At 61.7% G+C, this 16838-nt stretch carries 13 protein-coding genes; 7 read left to right on the forward strand and 6 right to left on the reverse strand.

Features of this window, described 5'->3' with window-relative positions; all coding sequences use genetic code 11:
* Window positions 1–435 precede the first annotated feature (435 nt).
* Window positions 436–1170, reverse strand: a complete 735-nt coding sequence (locus ATI14_RS15380; RefSeq protein ID WP_016973617.1) for a phosphoadenylyl-sulfate reductase — start codon at window positions 1168–1170, stop codon at window positions 436–438.
* A gap of 153 nt (window positions 1171–1323) precedes the next feature.
* Here ATI14_RS15380 and thrH point away from each other — a divergent pair, with 153 nt between their 5' ends.
* A complete protein-coding gene (gene thrH, locus ATI14_RS15385; RefSeq protein WP_016973616.1) occupies window positions 1324–1941 on the forward strand; it encodes a bifunctional phosphoserine phosphatase/homoserine phosphotransferase ThrH in 618 nt (205 codons plus the stop codon).
* Window positions 1942–2053: 112 nt separating this feature from the next.
* On the opposite strand, the gene pabB is transcribed toward thrH, so the two are convergent.
* From pabB to rloA, 4 genes are all read right to left on the reverse strand, one after another.
* Entirely contained in the window at window positions 2054–3397 is a 1344-nt protein-coding gene (gene pabB / locus ATI14_RS15390; RefSeq protein WP_016973615.1) for an aminodeoxychorismate synthase component I, read from the reverse strand.
* A 199-nt stretch (window positions 3398–3596) separates the two neighbouring features.
* Entirely contained in the window at window positions 3597–4583 is a 987-nt protein-coding gene (locus tag ATI14_RS15395) for an alpha-L-glutamate ligase-like protein (RefSeq protein WP_016973614.1), read from the reverse strand.
* On the reverse strand, window positions 4583–6115 hold the full coding sequence (rloB, locus tag ATI14_RS15400) for an osmotic stress tolerance membrane protein RloB (RefSeq protein ID WP_016973613.1): 1533 nt from the start codon (window positions 6113–6115) through the stop codon (window positions 4583–4585). The genes ATI14_RS15395 and rloB overlap by 1 nt, the downstream gene beginning before the upstream one ends.
* A 5-nt stretch (window positions 6116–6120) precedes the next feature.
* Window positions 6121–6657 carry a retropepsin-like aspartic peptidase RloA gene (gene rloA, locus ATI14_RS15405; RefSeq protein ID WP_016973612.1) on the reverse strand — a complete coding sequence of 179 codons (537 nt, stop codon included), beginning with the start codon at window positions 6655–6657 and terminating at the stop codon, window positions 6121–6123.
* A 270-nt stretch (window positions 6658–6927) separates the two neighbouring features.
* Here rloA and ATI14_RS15410 point away from each other — a divergent pair, with 270 nt between their 5' ends.
* From ATI14_RS15410 to prpD, 6 genes are all read left to right on the forward strand, one after another.
* A complete protein-coding gene (locus ATI14_RS15410) occupies window positions 6928–7638 on the forward strand; it encodes a GntR family transcriptional regulator (protein WP_016973611.1) in 711 nt (236 codons plus the stop codon).
* Window positions 7635–8528 carry a methylisocitrate lyase gene (gene prpB / locus ATI14_RS15415; RefSeq protein WP_016973610.1) on the forward strand — a complete coding sequence of 298 codons (894 nt, stop codon included), beginning with the start codon at window positions 7635–7637 and terminating at the stop codon, window positions 8526–8528. The genes ATI14_RS15410 and prpB overlap by 4 nt, the downstream gene beginning before the upstream one ends.
* 34 nt (window positions 8529–8562) lie before the next feature.
* Window positions 8563–9690, forward strand: coding sequence for a bifunctional 2-methylcitrate synthase/citrate synthase (prpC, locus tag ATI14_RS15420; RefSeq protein ID WP_016973609.1), 1128 nt, complete (start codon window positions 8563–8565; stop codon window positions 9688–9690).
* 184 nt (window positions 9691–9874) lie between these two features.
* Complete coding sequence (acnD, locus tag ATI14_RS15425; RefSeq protein ID WP_016973608.1) at window positions 9875–12469, forward strand: Fe/S-dependent 2-methylisocitrate dehydratase AcnD; 2595 nt, start codon at window positions 9875–9877, stop codon at window positions 12467–12469.
* 10 nt (window positions 12470–12479) lie between these two features.
* A complete protein-coding gene (gene prpF, locus ATI14_RS15430; RefSeq protein ID WP_016973607.1) occupies window positions 12480–13670 on the forward strand; it encodes a 2-methylaconitate cis-trans isomerase PrpF in 1191 nt (396 codons plus the stop codon).
* A 217-nt stretch (window positions 13671–13887) separates the two neighbouring features.
* Window positions 13888–15372: a 2-methylcitrate dehydratase gene (gene prpD, locus ATI14_RS15435; protein WP_016973606.1), complete on the forward strand. Its 1485-nt coding sequence runs from the start codon at window positions 13888–13890 to the stop codon at window positions 15370–15372.
* Between the two features lie 129 nt (window positions 15373–15501).
* Here the strand turns inward: prpD and ATI14_RS15440 are convergent, their stop codons facing one another.
* A complete protein-coding gene (locus tag ATI14_RS15440) occupies window positions 15502–16824 on the reverse strand; it encodes an ABC transporter ATP-binding protein (protein WP_017255496.1) in 1323 nt (440 codons plus the stop codon).
* Between the last annotated feature and the right edge of the window lie 14 nt (window positions 16825–16838).

Here is a 16838-nt window from a genome sequence, read left to right on the forward strand (position 1 = left end):
TAATTGTATACAAAGCGCATTTCACCTTAAGCCACATGCGTGCCAGTTTTTGGTCTATGAAAATCCTGTTTAATTTCTTTTTATTAGATCGGATAATTAACATGCTGAATTTTAAGCAATAAAAATTGACCGTTTGAACAGGTATTTATTTTTATCGGGAAGGAGGGTGATTTAAGAGCGGGGTGTATCGGCGGGAAGAGGTGTTACGTAATGGTGCGGATAACGATAAATTGCACACATAAATGGCACCGATGGTTACATATGTGTGTGTACATTTTTGAAATCGACACAAAACAAATGTGAGAGTGGGCTTGTGTGGGAGCCGGGCTTGCCCGCGATGCAGGCACCTCGGTGTATCAGTGATACCGGGGTGATGCTATCGCAGGCAAGCCAGCTCCCACACAAGCCAGCTCCCGCACATTATTGCGCCAAGGCTTACGCCTTGCTGATGATATTGCCCGCATGCAGCCCACACTCTTTCTGCGTGGCTTCTTCCCACCACCAGCGGCCCTCGCGCTCATGCTGGTTTGGCAGCACCGGGCGAGTGCATGGCTCGCAGCCGATGCTGATAAAACCGCGCTCGTGCAGGCTATTGTACGGCAGCTCCAGCATGCGGATGTAACCCCAGACTTCCTCGCTGGTCATCTGTGCCAGCGGGTTGAACTTGTACAGGGTACGTTCCGGCGTGGAGAAGGCTGTGTCGATTTCCAGCGCGGCCACCTGGCTGCGGGTGCCGGGGCTCTGGTCACGGCGCTGGCCGGTGGCCCAGGCGCTGACGCCGGAGAGCTTGCGGCGCAGCGGCTCAATCTTGCGCACGCCGCAGCACTCGCCATGGCCATCTTTATAGAAGCTGAACAGGCCTTTTTCCTTGACGAAAGGTTCCAGTTTGCTCTGGTCCGGCGAGATCAGTTCGATGTCGATTTTGTAGAAGTCGCGCACCTGCTCGATGAACCGGTAGGTCTCCGGGTGCAGGCGGCCGGTGTCGAGGCTGAACACCTTGACGTTCTTGTTGAGCTTCCAGGCCATGTCTACCAGCACCACGTCCTCGGCACCGCTGAAGGAAATCCACAGGTCATCACCGAACTGGCTGAACGCCAGCTTGAGAATGTCCTGGGCGGATTTGTTGGCATAAGTCGCGGCGAGTTCAGCGACGTCGAAGGCTTGGTTCATCAGGACGGTTCCTACAGGTCAGTGGCGCTGAGCGCTCTATAGGGGAGCGATGGTATCAAAATCCGCCCTGCGTTGCGGCGGCGAGCTTGAATCGCTAGAGTTCGGCAGTCCTTTTGCTCGCTCAACAGACAACATCAAAAATGGGAGTGTCTTGTGGAAATTGCCTGTCTCGACCTGGAAGGGGTACTGGTTCCGGAAATCTGGATCGCCTTCGCCGAAAAAACCGGTATTGAATCCCTGCGGGCCACCACCCGTGACATCCCGGACTACGACGTGTTGATGAAGCAGCGCCTGCGCATCCTCGACGAACACGGCCTGAAGCTCGCGGATATCCAGGAAGTGATCGCCACCCTCAAACCGCTGGAAGGCGCCATCGAGTTCGTCAACTGGCTGCGCGAGCGTTTCCAGGTGGTGATTCTGTCAGACACGTTCTATGAGTTTTCCCAGCCATTGATGCGCCAGCTGGGGTTTCCGACCCTGCTGTGCCATCGGCTCATTACCGACGAAAACGACCGGGTGGTGAGCTACCAACTGCGTCAGAAAGACCCTAAGCGCCAGTCGGTGCTGGCCTTCAAGACCCTCTACTACCGCGTGATCGCCGCCGGCGATTCCTACAACGACACCACCATGCTGGGCGAGGCCGACCGCGGGATTCTGTTCCACGCACCGGAGAATGTGATTCGCGAGTTCCCGCAATTTCCGGCGGTGCACACGTTCGAGGATTTGAAGAAAGAGTTCATCAAGGCTTCGAATCGGCAGTTGGGCCTGTAAGTTTTAGTGGGGCTGACGGCCTCATCGCAGGCAAGCCAGCTCCCACATTTGAAGGGTGTGAACCCGATCTAATGTGGGAGCGGGCTTGCCCGCGAAGAGGCCAGCCCAGTCACTACAAGCCTTCCAGTGTCTTCAACAACACCTGCACCTTGGTCAGCGACTCCTGATATTCAGCCTCCCACTCCGAATCCGCGACGATTCCGCCGCCGCCCCAGCAGCATACCTGGCCGTCCTTGACCAGCAGGCTGCGGATAGCGATGGAGCTGTCCATCTCGCCGCGCACGTCCAGGTACAGCAGCGAGCCGCAGTAAAGCCCGCGGCGCGTCGGCTCCAGTTCGTCGATGATTTGCATGGCGCGGATCTTCGGGGCGCCGGTGATGGAGCCGCCGGGGAAGCTGCCGGCGATCAGGTCGAGGGCGTCTTTGCCGGCCGCCAGTTCACCGGTCACGCTGCTGACCAGGTGGTGCACGTTGGGGTAGCTTTCCAGGCTGAACAGCTCCGGCACTTTCACCGAGCCGGTGCGACAGGTGCGGCCGAGGTCGTTGCGCAGCAGGTCGACGATCATCAGGTTTTCGGCGCGGTCCTTGGGGCTGGCCAACAGTTCGGCGGCGTTGGCGGCGTCTTCTTCGGGCGTCAGCCCCCGGGGGCGGGTGCCTTTGATGGGACGGGTTTCAACGCGATGCTCGCTGATGTGCACAAAGCGCTCCGGCGACAGGCTCACCACCGCGCCGTCGTCCGGCAGGCTTTGGTAGCCGGAAAACGGCGTAGGGCAGGCCTCGCGCAGCGCGCAATAGGCCGCCCAGGGGTCACCCACACACGGCGCGCGAAAGCGCTGGGCGAAGTTGACCTGATAGCAATCGCCGGCCTGGATGTAGTCTTGAATGCGCACGATGGCCTGCCGGTACGCCTCGGCGGTCAGGTCCGGCACCATGGGGCCGTGCAGTGTGAAGCTCGCGGCGGTGTCGATGATTTCCTGGCCGAACAGCGCTATCAAGCGTTGCCGTTCGCCGTCAGCCAGCGAGGGGTGAAACACCAGTTGGCTGGTTTGCGCCTGGTGGTCGCTGATCAACGCCCAGGCATACAGCCCGAAACGCGCATCCGGCAGGTGCAAATCGTCTGCGGCGAGGTGCGGCAGGTGCTCAAGGTGCCGGCCGAAGTCATAACTCAGGTAACCGATCAAGCCACCGACGAACGGCAATTCATAACCCGCAGGCAAGGCGGCTTCACCTAGCTGTGTGAGGTTTTGCCGTAACCGTTGCAGGAAATCGCCACCGCTCTCGTCGGGCGCTACCGTCAACGTCACATCCGGCCAGGCGCTCAGCAGGTCGTAACGCCCGCGCTCGGCAGCCGGGCGGCCACTGTCGAGCAGCACCGCGCCGGGGGCGTGGCGGATCGCCGTGAAATACTCGGCGGGATTGGCCCGGTAGGGCAGCGGGTGTACGGAACAGGTCGACATGCGAAGCGGATCAGCGGTTGGCTTGGGGGAGGGGATTGTAGTCCCCTGTCGGTTCTGGTCCTAGAGGGGATGTCGGGGATAGGCAGATTGAGGGCCGTTCTTGAAGGTGAGTTGCTTGCCAGATCGTCATCGCAGGCAAGCCAGCTCCCACCCTGGAATGCATTCAACTGTGGGAGCTGGCTTGCCTGCGATGAGGCTCTCAGCCCTCCACAGCAGGAATGTGCCCAAACATATCCTGCACAAACCTGACCCGCTCTTCCGGCGTTTCGGTGATACCGGCAGCTTTCAATTCTTCCAGTCGTGCTTCAACGGCGTGAGTGCGCAGGGTCAACCCGCAATCGTTGGCAATCTGGATATTCAGCCCGGGCCTAGCGTTCAATTCGAGGATCAGCGGGCCTTTTTCCTGGTCCAGCACCATGTCCACGCCGATATAGCCCAGCCCGCACAGCTCGTAGCAACCGGCCGCGAGTTGCATGAAACCGTCCCAGTTGGGCAGTTGTACGCCATCCACCGCGTTGGTGGTGTCGGGATGCTTGGTGATCATGCTGTTCAGCCAGGTGCCGCGCAGGGTCAGGCCGGTGGCGAGGTCAACGCCTACGCCAATCGCGCCCTGGTGCAGGTTGGCCTTGCCGCCGGACTGCCGGGTCGGCAAGCGCAGCATGGCCATCACCGGGTAGCCCATCAGCACAATGATGCGGATGTCGGGCACGCCTTCGTAACTGATGCTCTTGAAGATCTGGTCGGGTACCACCCGGTATTCGATCAGCGCCCGGTCACGGTGGCCGCCCAGGGAATACAGGCCGGTGAGGATGCTGGAAACCTGATGTTCGATTTCTTCATGGCTGATGATCTTGCCGGACACCGTGCGGTAGCGTCCTTCAAACCGGTCGGCCACCACCAGAATGCCGTCACCGCCGGCGCCCTGAGCGGGTTTGATCACGAAGTCGCTGCGCCCGCCGATAATGTCGTCGAGTTTGTCGATTTCCTTTTCGGTGGTGATCACGCCATACATTTCGGGAACATGCAGGCCGGCAGCCAGGGCACGTTCCTTGGTGATGATCTTGTCATCCACCAGCGGGTACAGGCTGCGCTTGTTGTATTTGAGCACATAGTCGGCATTACGCCGGTTGATGCCCATGATCCCCCGCGCTTCCAGGGCCTTCCAGGTTTTCCAGAAGCCGAACATTACCGGTCAGCCTTCAAAAAGGCTTTAAAGCGCACCAGTTCGGTCAGGCGGTAGCCGCGATAGCGCCCCATGGCCAGCATAAAGCCCACCAGAATCAGCAGGATCGCCGGGAAGGTGAACACGAAGTACACCAGTTCCGGCACGCTCATGATGATGTGCGCCAGGGCGGCGGCGAACAAGGTGCCCACCGCGACTTTCAGCGCATGGTTGGCGCCGCGTTCTTCCCAGGTGATGGACAGACGTTCGATGGTCATGGTCAGAATCACCATCGGGAACAGCGCCACCGACAGCCCGCGCTCCAGCCCCAGTTTGTGGCTGAACAGGCTGATGGCCGCGATCAGCACCACCACAAACGTGAGCACCACCGACAGCCTTGGCAGCATCTGCAGCTTCAAATGTTCAAGGTACGACCTGAGGGACAACCCCAGTGCCGTAATAATGGTGAACAGCACGATCCCGAAGCCCAGTTGCGTCTCGCGGAACGCCAGGGCAATCAGCACCGGGGTAAAGGTGCCGAGGGTCTGCAGGCCGATCAGGTTGCGCAGGATGAGGATCACCAGCACGCCGATCGGGATCATCACCATGATCATGAAGGTTTGCTGGGTTTGCAGCGGCAGGCCGTACAGCGAGTATTCGAGGAAGTTGGCGTCGGTGTTTTCATCCGTCAGCTTGGCCAGACGAATCGCGTTCATCTCGCTGTTGTTCAGGCTGAAGGTGACCATGGCTTTCTTGCCGCCTTCCACCGTGATCAGATTTTCATCGCCGGTCCACCACAGCAGGCGGTCCGCCGGCAGGCCCTGTTCGCCGGTTTCCGGGTTGAAGTACAGCCAGTCGTTGCCATTGAAGCTGCGCAGCCACAGTTCCGGGGCTTGCGGCTGGTCGGCGACCAGGCGGATGGTGTGGACTTTCTCCACCGGCACGTGGGCGATGGACAGCAGCAACTCGACGATCTTGGCCTTGTGCGGTGTCGACGGGTCTCCCGCCAGCAGCAGCTTCACGTTGTCGTCGTTGAGGTTGTTGGTGCGCTTGATGGCTTCGGTGATAAAGGTTTCCACGTCCGCCGAGTGCTGGCGGATAGGGGCGAGCAGGGCTTCGGCGGCGATTTTTTCCGGGCCTTCCACGGCAATGCTGTCGCGGAAGGTCGGGCCTTTGACCTTGACCTTCTCGCCGCTGTAACGCTTGGTCAGCACCAGGCGGTAATACAGGGTCTGGTTGCCCTTGGCGCGGCGGGCCGACCAGGTGACCTTGCGGTTGCCGTCGGTGCGGTTGACGCTCACGCCGTAGTTGTTCGAGATGAAGCTTTCATTGAGGCTGACGAAGTCGCGGCTCAGCGGCGGCACGAACATCGAGATTTTCACCGGGTCCTTGGGGTTGGCGACGAACTCGACCTTGGCGTCGATGTTCCACAAGTCGTCGGTGGCGTCTTCGGTGACGGGAATGCCCAGTACGAAAATCTGGTAGGCGGTGACCGAAATACCCAGCACCACCAAAACGGTGATCAGGATTCTCAGGTGCAGGGTCAAGGAGCGCATTCGGTTTACTCGGCGGTATGAGCGTCGGTGGCGCAGGCAGGTTTGCCTGCTGCGTATTTAAGACTGGGGTCGACCAGCGCATCAAAGCGTTTCAACGCTTCGGAGCCGATCAGCAGCGGATATTGGAATGCGCTGCGGTCAGTCAAGTTCACTTCGATGCTGCGTAAAGCGGTGCCCATGCAGATATCCAGCGCGATGACCGGGCGGGCGGTGTAGTTCTTGTCCTCATCGGGGTCGTAGTCACCGGCGCGGCGCTTGATTTTGCTGACGCGGGCCAGTGGGCGTTCGATGGGGTGGGAATGGGCGGTGTCGATGGCCAGATAAAAACGGACCCAGGATTCGCCATTGCGCTTGAAACGCTTGATGTCGCGGGCGCTGAGGGAGGCGGTCTTGGCGCCGGTGTCGAGCTTGGCGGCGACTTCCAGGTCGATGCCCGCCAGCTTGGCGTATTCGTTCAGGCCATACACGGTCTTCTCGGCGGCAACGCCAAGGCCCGGTAAAGCCAGCAGGCAGAACAATAGAAGGAAGGGCTTGAGAGTCATAAATCCTGAGGCAGTGCAGTGCAATGTTCAATTCATGGCGACTGGCATTGCTGCGCAATCTCTTGTGCGCCGTTTCATCCAATGATGTCAGGCAAAAGCGGCGGGCATTCTAGCATGATGCTTTTTTGGCGCCAGCGCTGGCAGGCGGCCATGCCTCTCATGGGTGCAAGGGTGGTTATTAGACGATTGTCGACAATGTGGATTTATTCTTTGACTCGGCGGGGCTGATTCGCTAGTTTTTGCGGCATTGCTTTTAAAGGTGTCGACAATATGCTGGATCAACTGGAAACCCCAGTGGTCGCCCAAGACGATTCCCAGACCATGTCCGAGAATGTCTTTCGGCGTATCCAGGCGGCCATCGTCAAGGGTGAAATTGCACCCGGCAGCAAGATCTCCGAGCCGGAACTGGCACGCACCTATGGCATCAGCCGTGGCCCGCTGCGCGAAGCGATCCATCGCCTCGAAGGCCAGCGCCTGCTGGTGCGCGTGCCTCACGTGGGCGCGCGGGTGGTTTCCCTGAGCCACGCCGAACTCATCGAACTCTATGAAATCCGTGAATCCCTCGAAGGCATGGCCTGCCGCCTGGCTGCCGAGCGCATGACCGACGCGGAAATCGAAGAGCTGCGCCAGGTGCTGCACACCCACGAACGCGACGAAGCCTTCCAGGCCGGCCTCGGTTATTACCAGCAGGAAGGCGACTTCGACTTTCATTACCGGATCATCCAGGGCGCCGGCAACCGCACCCTGACTCAAATGCTCTGTGGCGAGCTGTACCAGTTGGTGCGCATGTACCGCATCCAGTTTTCCGCGACCCCCAATCGTCCACGCCAGGCATTCGCCGAGCATCACCGCATCCTCGACGCGATTGCCGACCGCGACGGCGAACTGGCCGAACTGTTGATGCGCCGCCACATCGGCGCGTCCAAACGCAACATTGCCCGTCATTTCCCCGGCGGTGCCCCTGAAAGAGGTGAGTCATGAGTTCGAACAATAAAAGCACACCCGGCCAGCGTTTCCGTGAGGCGGTCGCCAGCGAGCACCCGCTGCAAGTGGTCGGCGCGATCAACGCCAACCACGCGCTGCTGGCCAAGCGCGCAGGCTTCAAGGCGATTTACCTGTCGGGCGGCGGTGTGGCAGCCGGTTCCCTCGGCGTGCCGGACCTGGGGATTACCGGCCTGGATGACGTGCTGACCGACGTGCGCCGCATCACCGACGTGTGCGACCTGCCGCTGCTGGTGGACGTGGACACCGGTTTCGGTTCTTCGGCCTTCAACGTGGCGCGCACCGTCAAGTCGATGATCAAGTTCGGCGCGGCCGCCATCCATATCGAAGACCAGGTGGGCGCCAAGCGCTGCGGCCATCGCCCGAATAAAGAAATCGTGTCCCAGCAGGAAATGGTCGACCGCATCAAGGCCGCCGTGGACGCGCGTACCGATGACAGCTTCGTGATCATGGCGCGCACCGACGCGCTGGCGGTCGAAGGCCTGGAGTCGGCGCTGGAGCGTGCCGCCGCTTGCATCGAAGCGGGTGCCGACATGGTGTTCCCGGAAGCCATCACCGAGCTGGACATGTACAAACTGTTCGCATCCCGCGTGAAGGCGCCGATCCTGGCCAACATCACCGAGTTCGGCGCTACGCCGCTTTACACCACTGAACAACTGAAATCTGCCGATGTTTCCATCGTGCTGTACCCGTTGTCGGCCTTCCGCGCCATGAACAAGGCGGCCGAAAACGTCTACACCGCGATCCGTCGCGACGGCACCCAACAGAACGTGATCGACACCATGCAAACCCGCATGGAGCTTTACGATCGCATCGACTACCACACCTTCGAGCAGAAGCTTGACGCGCTGTTCGCCGCGAAAAAATAAAGCCTGCGTATAAATACAAAATTGGAGAAGCACCATGGCTGAAGCAAAAGTACTGAGTGGCGCCGGCCTGCGTGGCCAGGTGGCCGGGCAGACCGCACTGTCGACCGTGGGCCAGGCCGGCGCCGGGCTGACCTATCGCGGTTACGACGTGCGTGAACTGGCGGCCGATGCGCAGTTTGAAGAAGTCGCCTACCTGTTGCTGTACGGCGAACTGCCGAGTAAAACCGAGCTGGCTGCCTACAGCGCCAAGCTGAGCAAACTGCGTGACCTGCCCCAAGCGCTGAAGGAAGTGCTGGAGCGCATCCCTGCCGACGCCCACCCGATGGACGTGATGCGCACCGGTTGCTCGTTTCTGGGCAACATCGAGCCCGAGAAGGATTTCAGCGCGCAGCATGACGTCACCGACCGCCTGCTCGCCGCCTTCCCGGCGATCATGTGCTACTGGTACCGCTTCAGCCACGACGGCAAGCGCATCGACTGCGTGACTGACGAGCCAAGCATCGGCGGCCACTTCCTGCACCTGTTGCACGGCAAGAAGCCGAGCGAGCTGCACGTCAAGGTGATGAACGTCTCGCTGATTCTCTACGCCGAGCACGAATTCAACGCTTCGACCTTCACCGCCCGCGTGTGTGCGTCGACCCTGTCCGACTTGTATTCCTGTGTCACCGCCGCCATCGGCTCCCTGCGCGGCCCGCTGCACGGCGGCGCCAACGAAGCGGCGATGGAAATGATCGAGCGTTTTGGTTCGGCTGAAGAAGCCGTCGAAGGCACCCTCGGCATGCTGGCGCGCAAGGACAAGATCATGGGCTTCGGTCACGCGATCTACAAAGACAGCGACCCGCGCAATGAAGTGATCAAGGGCTGGGCGAAAAAGCTGGCCGACGAAGTGGGCGACATCGTGTTGTTCCCGGTCTCCGAAGCCATCGACAAGACCATGTGGGAACAGAAAAAACTGTTCCCCAACGCCGACTTCTACCATGCCTCGGCGTACCACTTCATGGGTATTCCAACCAAGCTGTTCACGCCGATTTTCGTGTGCTCGCGCCTGACCGGCTGGGCCGCGCATGTGTTCGAGCAGCGTGCCAATAACCGCATCATCCGTCCAAGCGCCGAGTACACCGGCGTAGAACAGCGCAAGTTCGTGCCAATCGAACGTCGCTGAGTGGGATGAACCGAGCACACGGGCCAATGTGCTTTTCTGTGGGAGCTGGCTTGCCTGCGATTGGATCACTGCGGTGTAACAGGTACACCGCGTTGATGCCATCGCAGGCAAGCCAGCTCCCACAAAGAGCCCGGCCAGTGTCGACTGTTCGCCCTGTGAACCTACCGTGACCGAGTCCTGACCGATGAACACTGAATTTCGCAAACCGCTGCCCGGCAGCCGCCTGGATTTCTTCGACGCCCGGGCGGCTGTCGAAGCCATCACCCCCGGCGCCTACGCCACCTTGCCTTACACCTCCCGCGTGCTCGCGGAAAACCTCGTCCGCCGTTGCGACCCGGCCACCCTCAATGCGTCCCTGAGCCAGCTGATCGAGCGCAAGCGCGACCTCGACTTTCCATGGTTCCCCGCCCGTGTGGTGTGCCACGACATCCTCGGCCAGACCGCCCTGGTGGACCTCGCCGGCCTGCGCGATGCCATCGCCCAGCAAGGTGGCGACCCGGCGCAGGTCAACCCGGTGGTGCCCACCCAACTGATCGTCGACCACTCCCTGGCCGTCGAAGCCGGTGGTTTCGACCCGCAGGCGTTCGAGAAAAACCGCGCCATCGAAGACCGCCGCAACGAAGACCGTTTCCACTTTATCGAGTGGACCAAAAAGGCCTTCAAGAACGTCGACGTGATCCCGCCGGGCAACGGCATCATGCACCAGATCAACCTGGAGAAAATGTCCCCGGTGATCCAGGTGCGTGACGGCGTGGCCTTCCCCGACACCTGCGTCGGCACCGACAGCCACACCCCCCACGTGGACGCGCTGGGCGTGATCGCCATTGGCGTCGGCGGCCTTGAAGCCGAGAGTGTCATGCTCGGCCGCGCCTCGTGGATGCGCCTGCCGGAAAGCGTCGGCGTGGAGCTGACGGGCAAGCTGCAGCCCGGCATCACTGCCACCGATATGGTGCTGGCGCTGACCGAGTTCCTGCGCAAGCAAAAAGTCGTCGGCGCGTGGCTGGAGTTCTTCGGCGAAGGGGCCTCGGCCCTCACACTGGGCGACCGCGCGACCATCTCCAACATGGCCCCGGAATATGGCGCCACGGCGGCGATGTTCTATATCGACCAGCAGACCATTGCCTACCTCAAACTCACCGGCCGCGAAGACGAGCAAGTCACCCTGGTGGAGCAATACGCCCGCCACACCGGCCTGTGGGCCGATGACCTCAAAGGCGCGCGCTACGAGCGCGGCCTGACGTTCGACCTGTCCAGCGTCGTGCGCAACATGGCCGGTCCGAGCAACCCGCACGCCCGCGTCGCCACCAGCGACCTGGCGGCCAAGGGGATCAGCGGCCAATGGGAAGAAGTGCCCGGCCAAATGCCCGACGGCGCGGTCATCATTGCGGCCATCACCAGTTGCACCAACACCAGCAACCCGCGCAACGTGATCGCCGCAGGCCTGTTGGCGCGCAACGCCAACAAGCTCGGGCTGGCGCGCAAGCCGTGGGTCAAATCCTCGCTGGCGCCGGGCTCGAAAACCGTGGCCATGTACCTGGAGGAAGCCGGCTTGGGCCATGAGCTGGAAAAGCTCGGCTTCGGCGTGGTGGCGTTTGCCTGCACCACCTGCAACGGCATGTCGGGCGCGCTCGACCCGGTGATCCAGCAGGAAATCATCGACCGCGACCTGTACGCCACCGCCGTGTTGTCGGGTAACCGCAACTTTGACGGGCGCATTCACCCGTACGCCAAGCAAGCTTTCCTCGCTTCGCCACCGCTGGTGGTGGCTTACGCGATTGCGGGCACCATCCGTTTTGACATCGAAAAGGACGTGCTGGGCCTCGACGCCAACGGCAAGGAAATCCGCCTGAAAGACATCTGGCCGAGCGACGAAGAAATCGACGCGGTGGTCAAGTCTGCGGTCAAGCCGGAGCAGTTCCGCAAGGTCTACATCCCGATGTTTGCCATCCACGAAGACACCGGCCCGAAAGTTGCGCCGCTGTATGACTGGCGCCCGCAAAGCACCTACATCCGCCGCCCGCCGTACTGGGAAGGCGCGCTGGCCGGGGCGCGGCCGCTCAAGGGCATGCGCCCGCTGGCGGTGCTGCCCGACAACATCACCACCGACCACCTGTCGCCCTCCAACGCGATCATGCTGGACAGTGCCGCCGGTGAGTACCTGGCGAAAATGGGCTTGCCGGAAGTCGACTTCAACTCTTACGCGACGCATCGCGGCGACCACCTGACCGCGCAGCGCGCGACGTTCGCCAACCCGAAACTGTTCAACGAAATGGTCCAGGAAAACGGCAAGGTCAAACAGGGCTCGCTGGCGCGGATCGAGCCGGAAGGCCAAGTCACGCGGATGTGGGAAGCCATCGAAACCTACATGGAGCGCAAACAGCCGCTGATCATCATCGCAGGCGCTGACTACGGCCAGGGTTCGTCCCGTGACTGGGCGGCCAAGGGTGTACGCCTGGCGGGTGTTGAAGCAATTGCCGCCGAAGGTTTTGAGCGTATCCACCGCACCAACCTGGTGGGCATGGGCGTGTTGCCGCTGGAGTTTCTGCCGGGCACCGATCGCCATACGCTGAAGATCGACGGCAGCGAAACCTACGACGTGGTGGGCGAGCGCACCCCGCGCGCGCAGCTGACGCTGGTGATCAACCGCAAGAATGGCGAGCGTGTCGAAGTGCCGGTGACCTGCCGCCTGGACACCGCCGAAGAAGTGTCGATCTACGAGGCGGGCGGCGTGTTGCAACGTTTTGCCCAGGACTTCCTGGAATCGGCGGCCACCGCTTAAGGGGACAACCATGGCACACGTTGCGCAAATCAAAATCCCCGCCACTTACATGCGTGGCGGCACCAGCAAGGGCGTGTTTTTCAGCCTCGAGGACCTGCCCGAAGCGGCGCAGGTGCCGGGCGCCGCGCGCGATGCCTTGCTGTTGCGGGTGATCGGCAGCCCCGACCCCTATGACAAGCAAATCGACGGCATGGGCGGAGCGACCTCCAGCACCAGCAAAACCGTGATCCTGGCCAAAAGCACCCGCGCCGGGCACGACGTGGACTACCTGTTCGGTCAGGTGTCCATCGACAAGCCATTCGTGGACTGGAGCGGCAACTGCGGCAACCTGTCGGCGGCGGTGGGCTCGTTTGCCATCAGCGCCGGGCTGGTAGACCCGGCCCGCGTGCCCCACAACGGCGTGGCCGTGGTGCGGGTGTGGCAGGCCAATATCGGCAAGACCATCATCGCCCACGTGCCAATTACCGATGGCGCGGTGCAGGAAACCGGTGATTTCGAACTCGACGGCGTGACCTTCCCGGCCGCCGAAGTGCAGCTGGAATTCATGGACCCGGCAGCGGAAGAAGAGGGCGGCGGCGGTTCGATGTTCCCCACCGGCAACCTGATCGACGACCTGGAGGTGCCGGGTGTCGGCACCTTCAAGGCCACGCTGATCAACGCGGGCATCCCGACGATTTTCATCAACGCCGAAGACCTCGGCTACACCGGCACCGAGCTGCAAGGCGCAATCAACAGCGACCCGAAAGCCCTGGCGATGTTCGAGACCGTGCGCGCCCATGGCGCCTTGCGCATGGGCCTGATCAAACACCTGGACGAAGCCGCCCAACGCCAGCACACGCCGAAGGTGGCGTTTGTGGCCAAACCTGCGGACTACGTGGCGTCGAGCGGCAAGGCGATAAAGGCCGGTGACGTGGATTTGCTGGTGCGCGCGCTGTCGATGGGCAAACTGCACCACGCGATGATGGGCACGGCGGCCGTGGCGATTGGCACGGCGGCGGCCATTTCCGGGACCCTGGTCAACCTGGCGGCGGGTGGTGTAGAGCGCAACGCGGTGAGGTTCGGGCATCCGTCCGGCACCTTGCGTGTGGGCGCCGAAGCCAGCCAGGTGGACGGCGAATGGGTGGTGAAAAAAGCCATCATGAGCCGCAGCGCGCGAGTGTTGATGGAGGGCTTCGTGCGCGTGCCCGGCGACGCCTTTTAATTGATCGTTCCCACGCTCCGCGTGGGAATGCATCACGTGACGCTCCGCGTCACCATTGCGCAGGACTTGATCCTTGCGTCGATGGCTGGACGCGGAGCGTCCCGGGCGGCATTCCCACGCAGAGCGTGGGAACGATCCAAGCAGGCAATCAGACCTGCCAAAAAACCATTAACCGTAAGCCCGAGGACTAACCCCAACTAATCTTTGGAGTACTGCCATGAGCGCCAACGTCGACCAGAACAACCGCCCCGACTACGACCAGGTTTTGCAGGACATTGCCGATTACGTCCTCACTTACCGGATCGAATCCCAGGCCGCTCTGGACACCGCCCGCAACTGCCTGATGGACACCCTGGGTTGCGGCCTGCTGGCCCTGCGCTTCCCCGAGTGCACCAAGCACCTGGGGCCTGTCGTCGAAGGCACGGTCGTACCCTTTGGCGCGCGTGTACCCGGCACATCGTTTCGCCTGGACCCGGTGAAAGCCGCGTGGGACATCGGCTGCATCGTGCGCTGGCTCGACTACAACGACACCTGGCTCGCCGCCGAGTGGGGCCACCCCTCCGACAACCTCGGCGGCATCCTCGCCGTGGCCGATCACCTCTCGCAAAAACGCGTGGCCAATGGCGATGCGCCGCTGACCGTGCGTGCGGTGCTGGAAGCGATGATCATGGCCCACGAAATCCAGGGCGTGATCGCCTTGGAAAACTCTTTCAACCGTGTAGGGCTTGATCACGTATTACTGGTGAAAGTCGCCTCCACGGCCGTTACTGCCAAGCTGATGGGTGCCAACCGTGAACAACTGCTGGCGGCCCTGTCCCACGCGTTTGTCGATGGCCAGGCCTTGCGCACTTACCGTCACGCGCCGAATGCGGGCTCGCGCAAGTCCTGGGCGGCGGGGGACGCTTCGAGCCGTGGCGTGCGCCTGGCGGATATCGCACTGCGCGGCGAGATGGGCATTCCCGGCGTGTTGAGTGCGCCTCAGTGGGGCTTCTACGACGTGCTGTTCAGCCACACCAACAAGGATTTGGCGCTCAAGCCCGAGGACAAGCGCGCGTTCAGCCTGTCCCAGCCTTACGGCACTTACGTGATGGAAAACGTGCTGTTCAAGATCAGCTTCCCCGCCGAATTTCACGCGCAAACCGCGTGCGAGGCGGCGGTGACCTTACACCCGCAGGTCAAGCATCGGTTGCATGACATCGCGCGCATCGTGATCACCACCCATGAGTCGGCGATCCGCATCATTTCCAAGGTCGGCCAACTGGCCAACGCCGCCGACCGTGACCACTGCCTGCAATACATGACCGCCGTGCCAGTGGCCTTCGGCAATCTGGTGGCGGAGCAGTACGAAGATGAATTCCACGCCGCGCACCCGATCATCGACGAGTTGCGCGCCAAGATGGAAATCGTCGAAGACCCGCGTTACAGCCGTGAATACCTGGAGGCCGATAAACGCTCCATCGCCAACGCGGTGCAGGTGTTTTTCAAGGACGGCTCCAGCACCGAACAGGTGGCCGTGGAATACCCGATCGGCCACCGCCGCCGCCGGGCAGACGGCATTCCATTGCTGGAAGACAAGTTCAAGGCCAACCTGGCCACGCGGTTTACCGCGCAGCGCAGCGGGGAGATTTTTGCGTTGTGCAAGGATCAGGCGCGGCTTGAGGCCACGCCGGTCAACCGATTTATGGACCTGTTCGTGATCTGAATAACAACGCGGTCAATGTGGGAGCTGGCTTGCCTGCGATAGCGGTCTATCTGTGCCATCTGTGTGGCTGACCTACCGCTATCGCAGGCAAGCCAGCTCCCACAGTTTGTTTTGTGTTGCTCAAGGCAATTACATACTGCCTTCCACATCATCCAGGCTGAACGTCTCGGTGTGGTCGTCATACGAAAAAATCTCCGCGTACCGCCCCCACGCCACCACGCTTTCCAGGGTTTTCTCGACAAACGCTTCGGTCATCGAGTCTTCCAGTTCCTGTTCGAAACGCACCCGTGGCGCACGGTGGCCGCTGCGTTCCAGCAGCACCTGATGAATGCGCGCGGCCAGTGGCACGTGGCGGATCAAATGCTCGGCGAACAGGGTTTTGCGTTCCTGGGTGCCGTAGTCGGCGAACAACTTGCCGGCGTCGGTGAGGGTGATGTCGGCGCCTTTGAGTTCGGCAAAGCCCAGGTGCTCGAGCATCTCGGCCACCGGGAACAGGTCGTCGACTTCCAGCAAGCGCCGCTCGGCCACGGTCGGCAAACCGGCGTGGCCGTTGTAGGGCTCGGCGGCGAGGGTTTCGATCAGGCCGGCCATCAGGTTGGTCGACACTTCCGGCAACAGGCTGCCCATTTTCAGCTCGGGCAGGCCACGGCTGGCGTCGGCGCTGCGCCGGTCCGTCATCAGCGCGTAGATGTCATCAACCATCTGCCGGAACGTCGGGTCCAGGCGGTTGCGCGGGTGGGCAAACGGCACCTTGATCTCGGCGACCACACGGCCAGGGTTGGACGACAGCACCAGAATTCGGTCGCACATCAGCACCGCTTCTTCGATGTTATGGGTCACGATCAGGATCGACTTGATCGGCAACTGCTTGCCGCTCCACAAGTCCAGCAGGTCGGTGCGCAGGGTTTCGGCGGTGAGTACGTCCAGCGCCGAGAAGGGTTCGTCCATCAACAGCAGCGTCGGGTTGACCACCAGGCCGCGGGCAAAGCCCACGCGCTGGCGCATGCCGCCGGACAATTCACGGGGGTAGGCGTTTTCAAACCCGTCGAGGCCGATCAGGTCGATGGCGGCCAGGGCGCGCCGGCGGGTTTCCTTGCGCTCGACCTGCAAGGCTTGCAGACCGGCTTCGACGTTTTCCAGCACGGTCAGCCACGGGAACAGGGCAAAGGTCTGGAACACCATGGCCACGCCTTCGGCCGGGCCATTAAGCGGCTTGCCCTGGTAGCGCACCTCACCGGACGACGGTTGGATCAGCCCGGCGATAATGCGCAGCAGCGTGGATTTGCCGGAGCCGGAGCGGCCAAGCATGCCGACGATCTCGCCTTCGTGCAGGCTCAGGTCCACGCCGCTGAGCACTTGCAGCTCGTCCTTGCCTTTGCCGAACACGCGGTTGACGTTTTTCAGCGAGTAAATTTGCGGGGTGTCGACAGTGTTTTCAGTAGGGGTAGTCATCACGGCGAATCCCG

The organism is Pseudomonas tolaasii NCPPB 2192, from assembly GCF_002813445.1.
In the GTDB taxonomy this organism is placed as follows: Bacteria; Pseudomonadota; Gammaproteobacteria; order Pseudomonadales; family Pseudomonadaceae; genus Aquipseudomonas; species Aquipseudomonas tolaasii.

Excerpts from the sequence above, each read along its gene's own strand:
- rloA (WP_016973612.1), bottom strand. The coding sequence starts at position 6,657 with ATGACTCTCAAGCCCTTCCTTCTATTGTTCTGCCTGCTGGCTTTACCG.
- prpB (WP_016973610.1), top strand. The coding sequence starts at position 7,635 with ATGAGTTCGAACAATAAAAGCACACCCGGCCAGCGTTTCCGTGAGGCG.
- prpF (WP_016973607.1), top strand. The coding sequence starts at position 12,480 with ATGGCACACGTTGCGCAAATCAAAATCCCCGCCACTTACATGCGTGGC.
- prpC (WP_016973609.1), top strand. The coding sequence starts at position 8,563 with ATGGCTGAAGCAAAAGTACTGAGTGGCGCCGGCCTGCGTGGCCAGGTG.
- rloB (WP_016973613.1), bottom strand. The coding sequence starts at position 6,115 with ATGCGCTCCTTGACCCTGCACCTGAGAATCCTGATCACCGTTTTGGTG.
- ATI14_RS15380 (WP_016973617.1), bottom strand. The coding sequence starts at position 1,170 with ATGAACCAAGCCTTCGACGTCGCTGAACTCGCCGCGACTTATGCCAAC.
- prpD (WP_016973606.1), top strand. The coding sequence starts at position 13,888 with ATGAGCGCCAACGTCGACCAGAACAACCGCCCCGACTACGACCAGGTT.
- ATI14_RS15440 (WP_017255496.1), bottom strand. The coding sequence starts at position 16,824 with ATGACTACCCCTACTGAAAACACTGTCGACACCCCGCAAATTTACTCG.
- pabB (WP_016973615.1), bottom strand. The coding sequence starts at position 3,397 with ATGTCGACCTGTTCCGTACACCCGCTGCCCTACCGGGCCAATCCCGCC.
- ATI14_RS15395 (WP_016973614.1), bottom strand. The coding sequence starts at position 4,583 with ATGTTCGGCTTCTGGAAAACCTGGAAGGCCCTGGAAGCGCGGGGGATC.
- ATI14_RS15410 (WP_016973611.1), top strand. The coding sequence starts at position 6,928 with ATGCTGGATCAACTGGAAACCCCAGTGGTCGCCCAAGACGATTCCCAG.
- acnD (WP_016973608.1), top strand. The coding sequence starts at position 9,875 with ATGAACACTGAATTTCGCAAACCGCTGCCCGGCAGCCGCCTGGATTTC.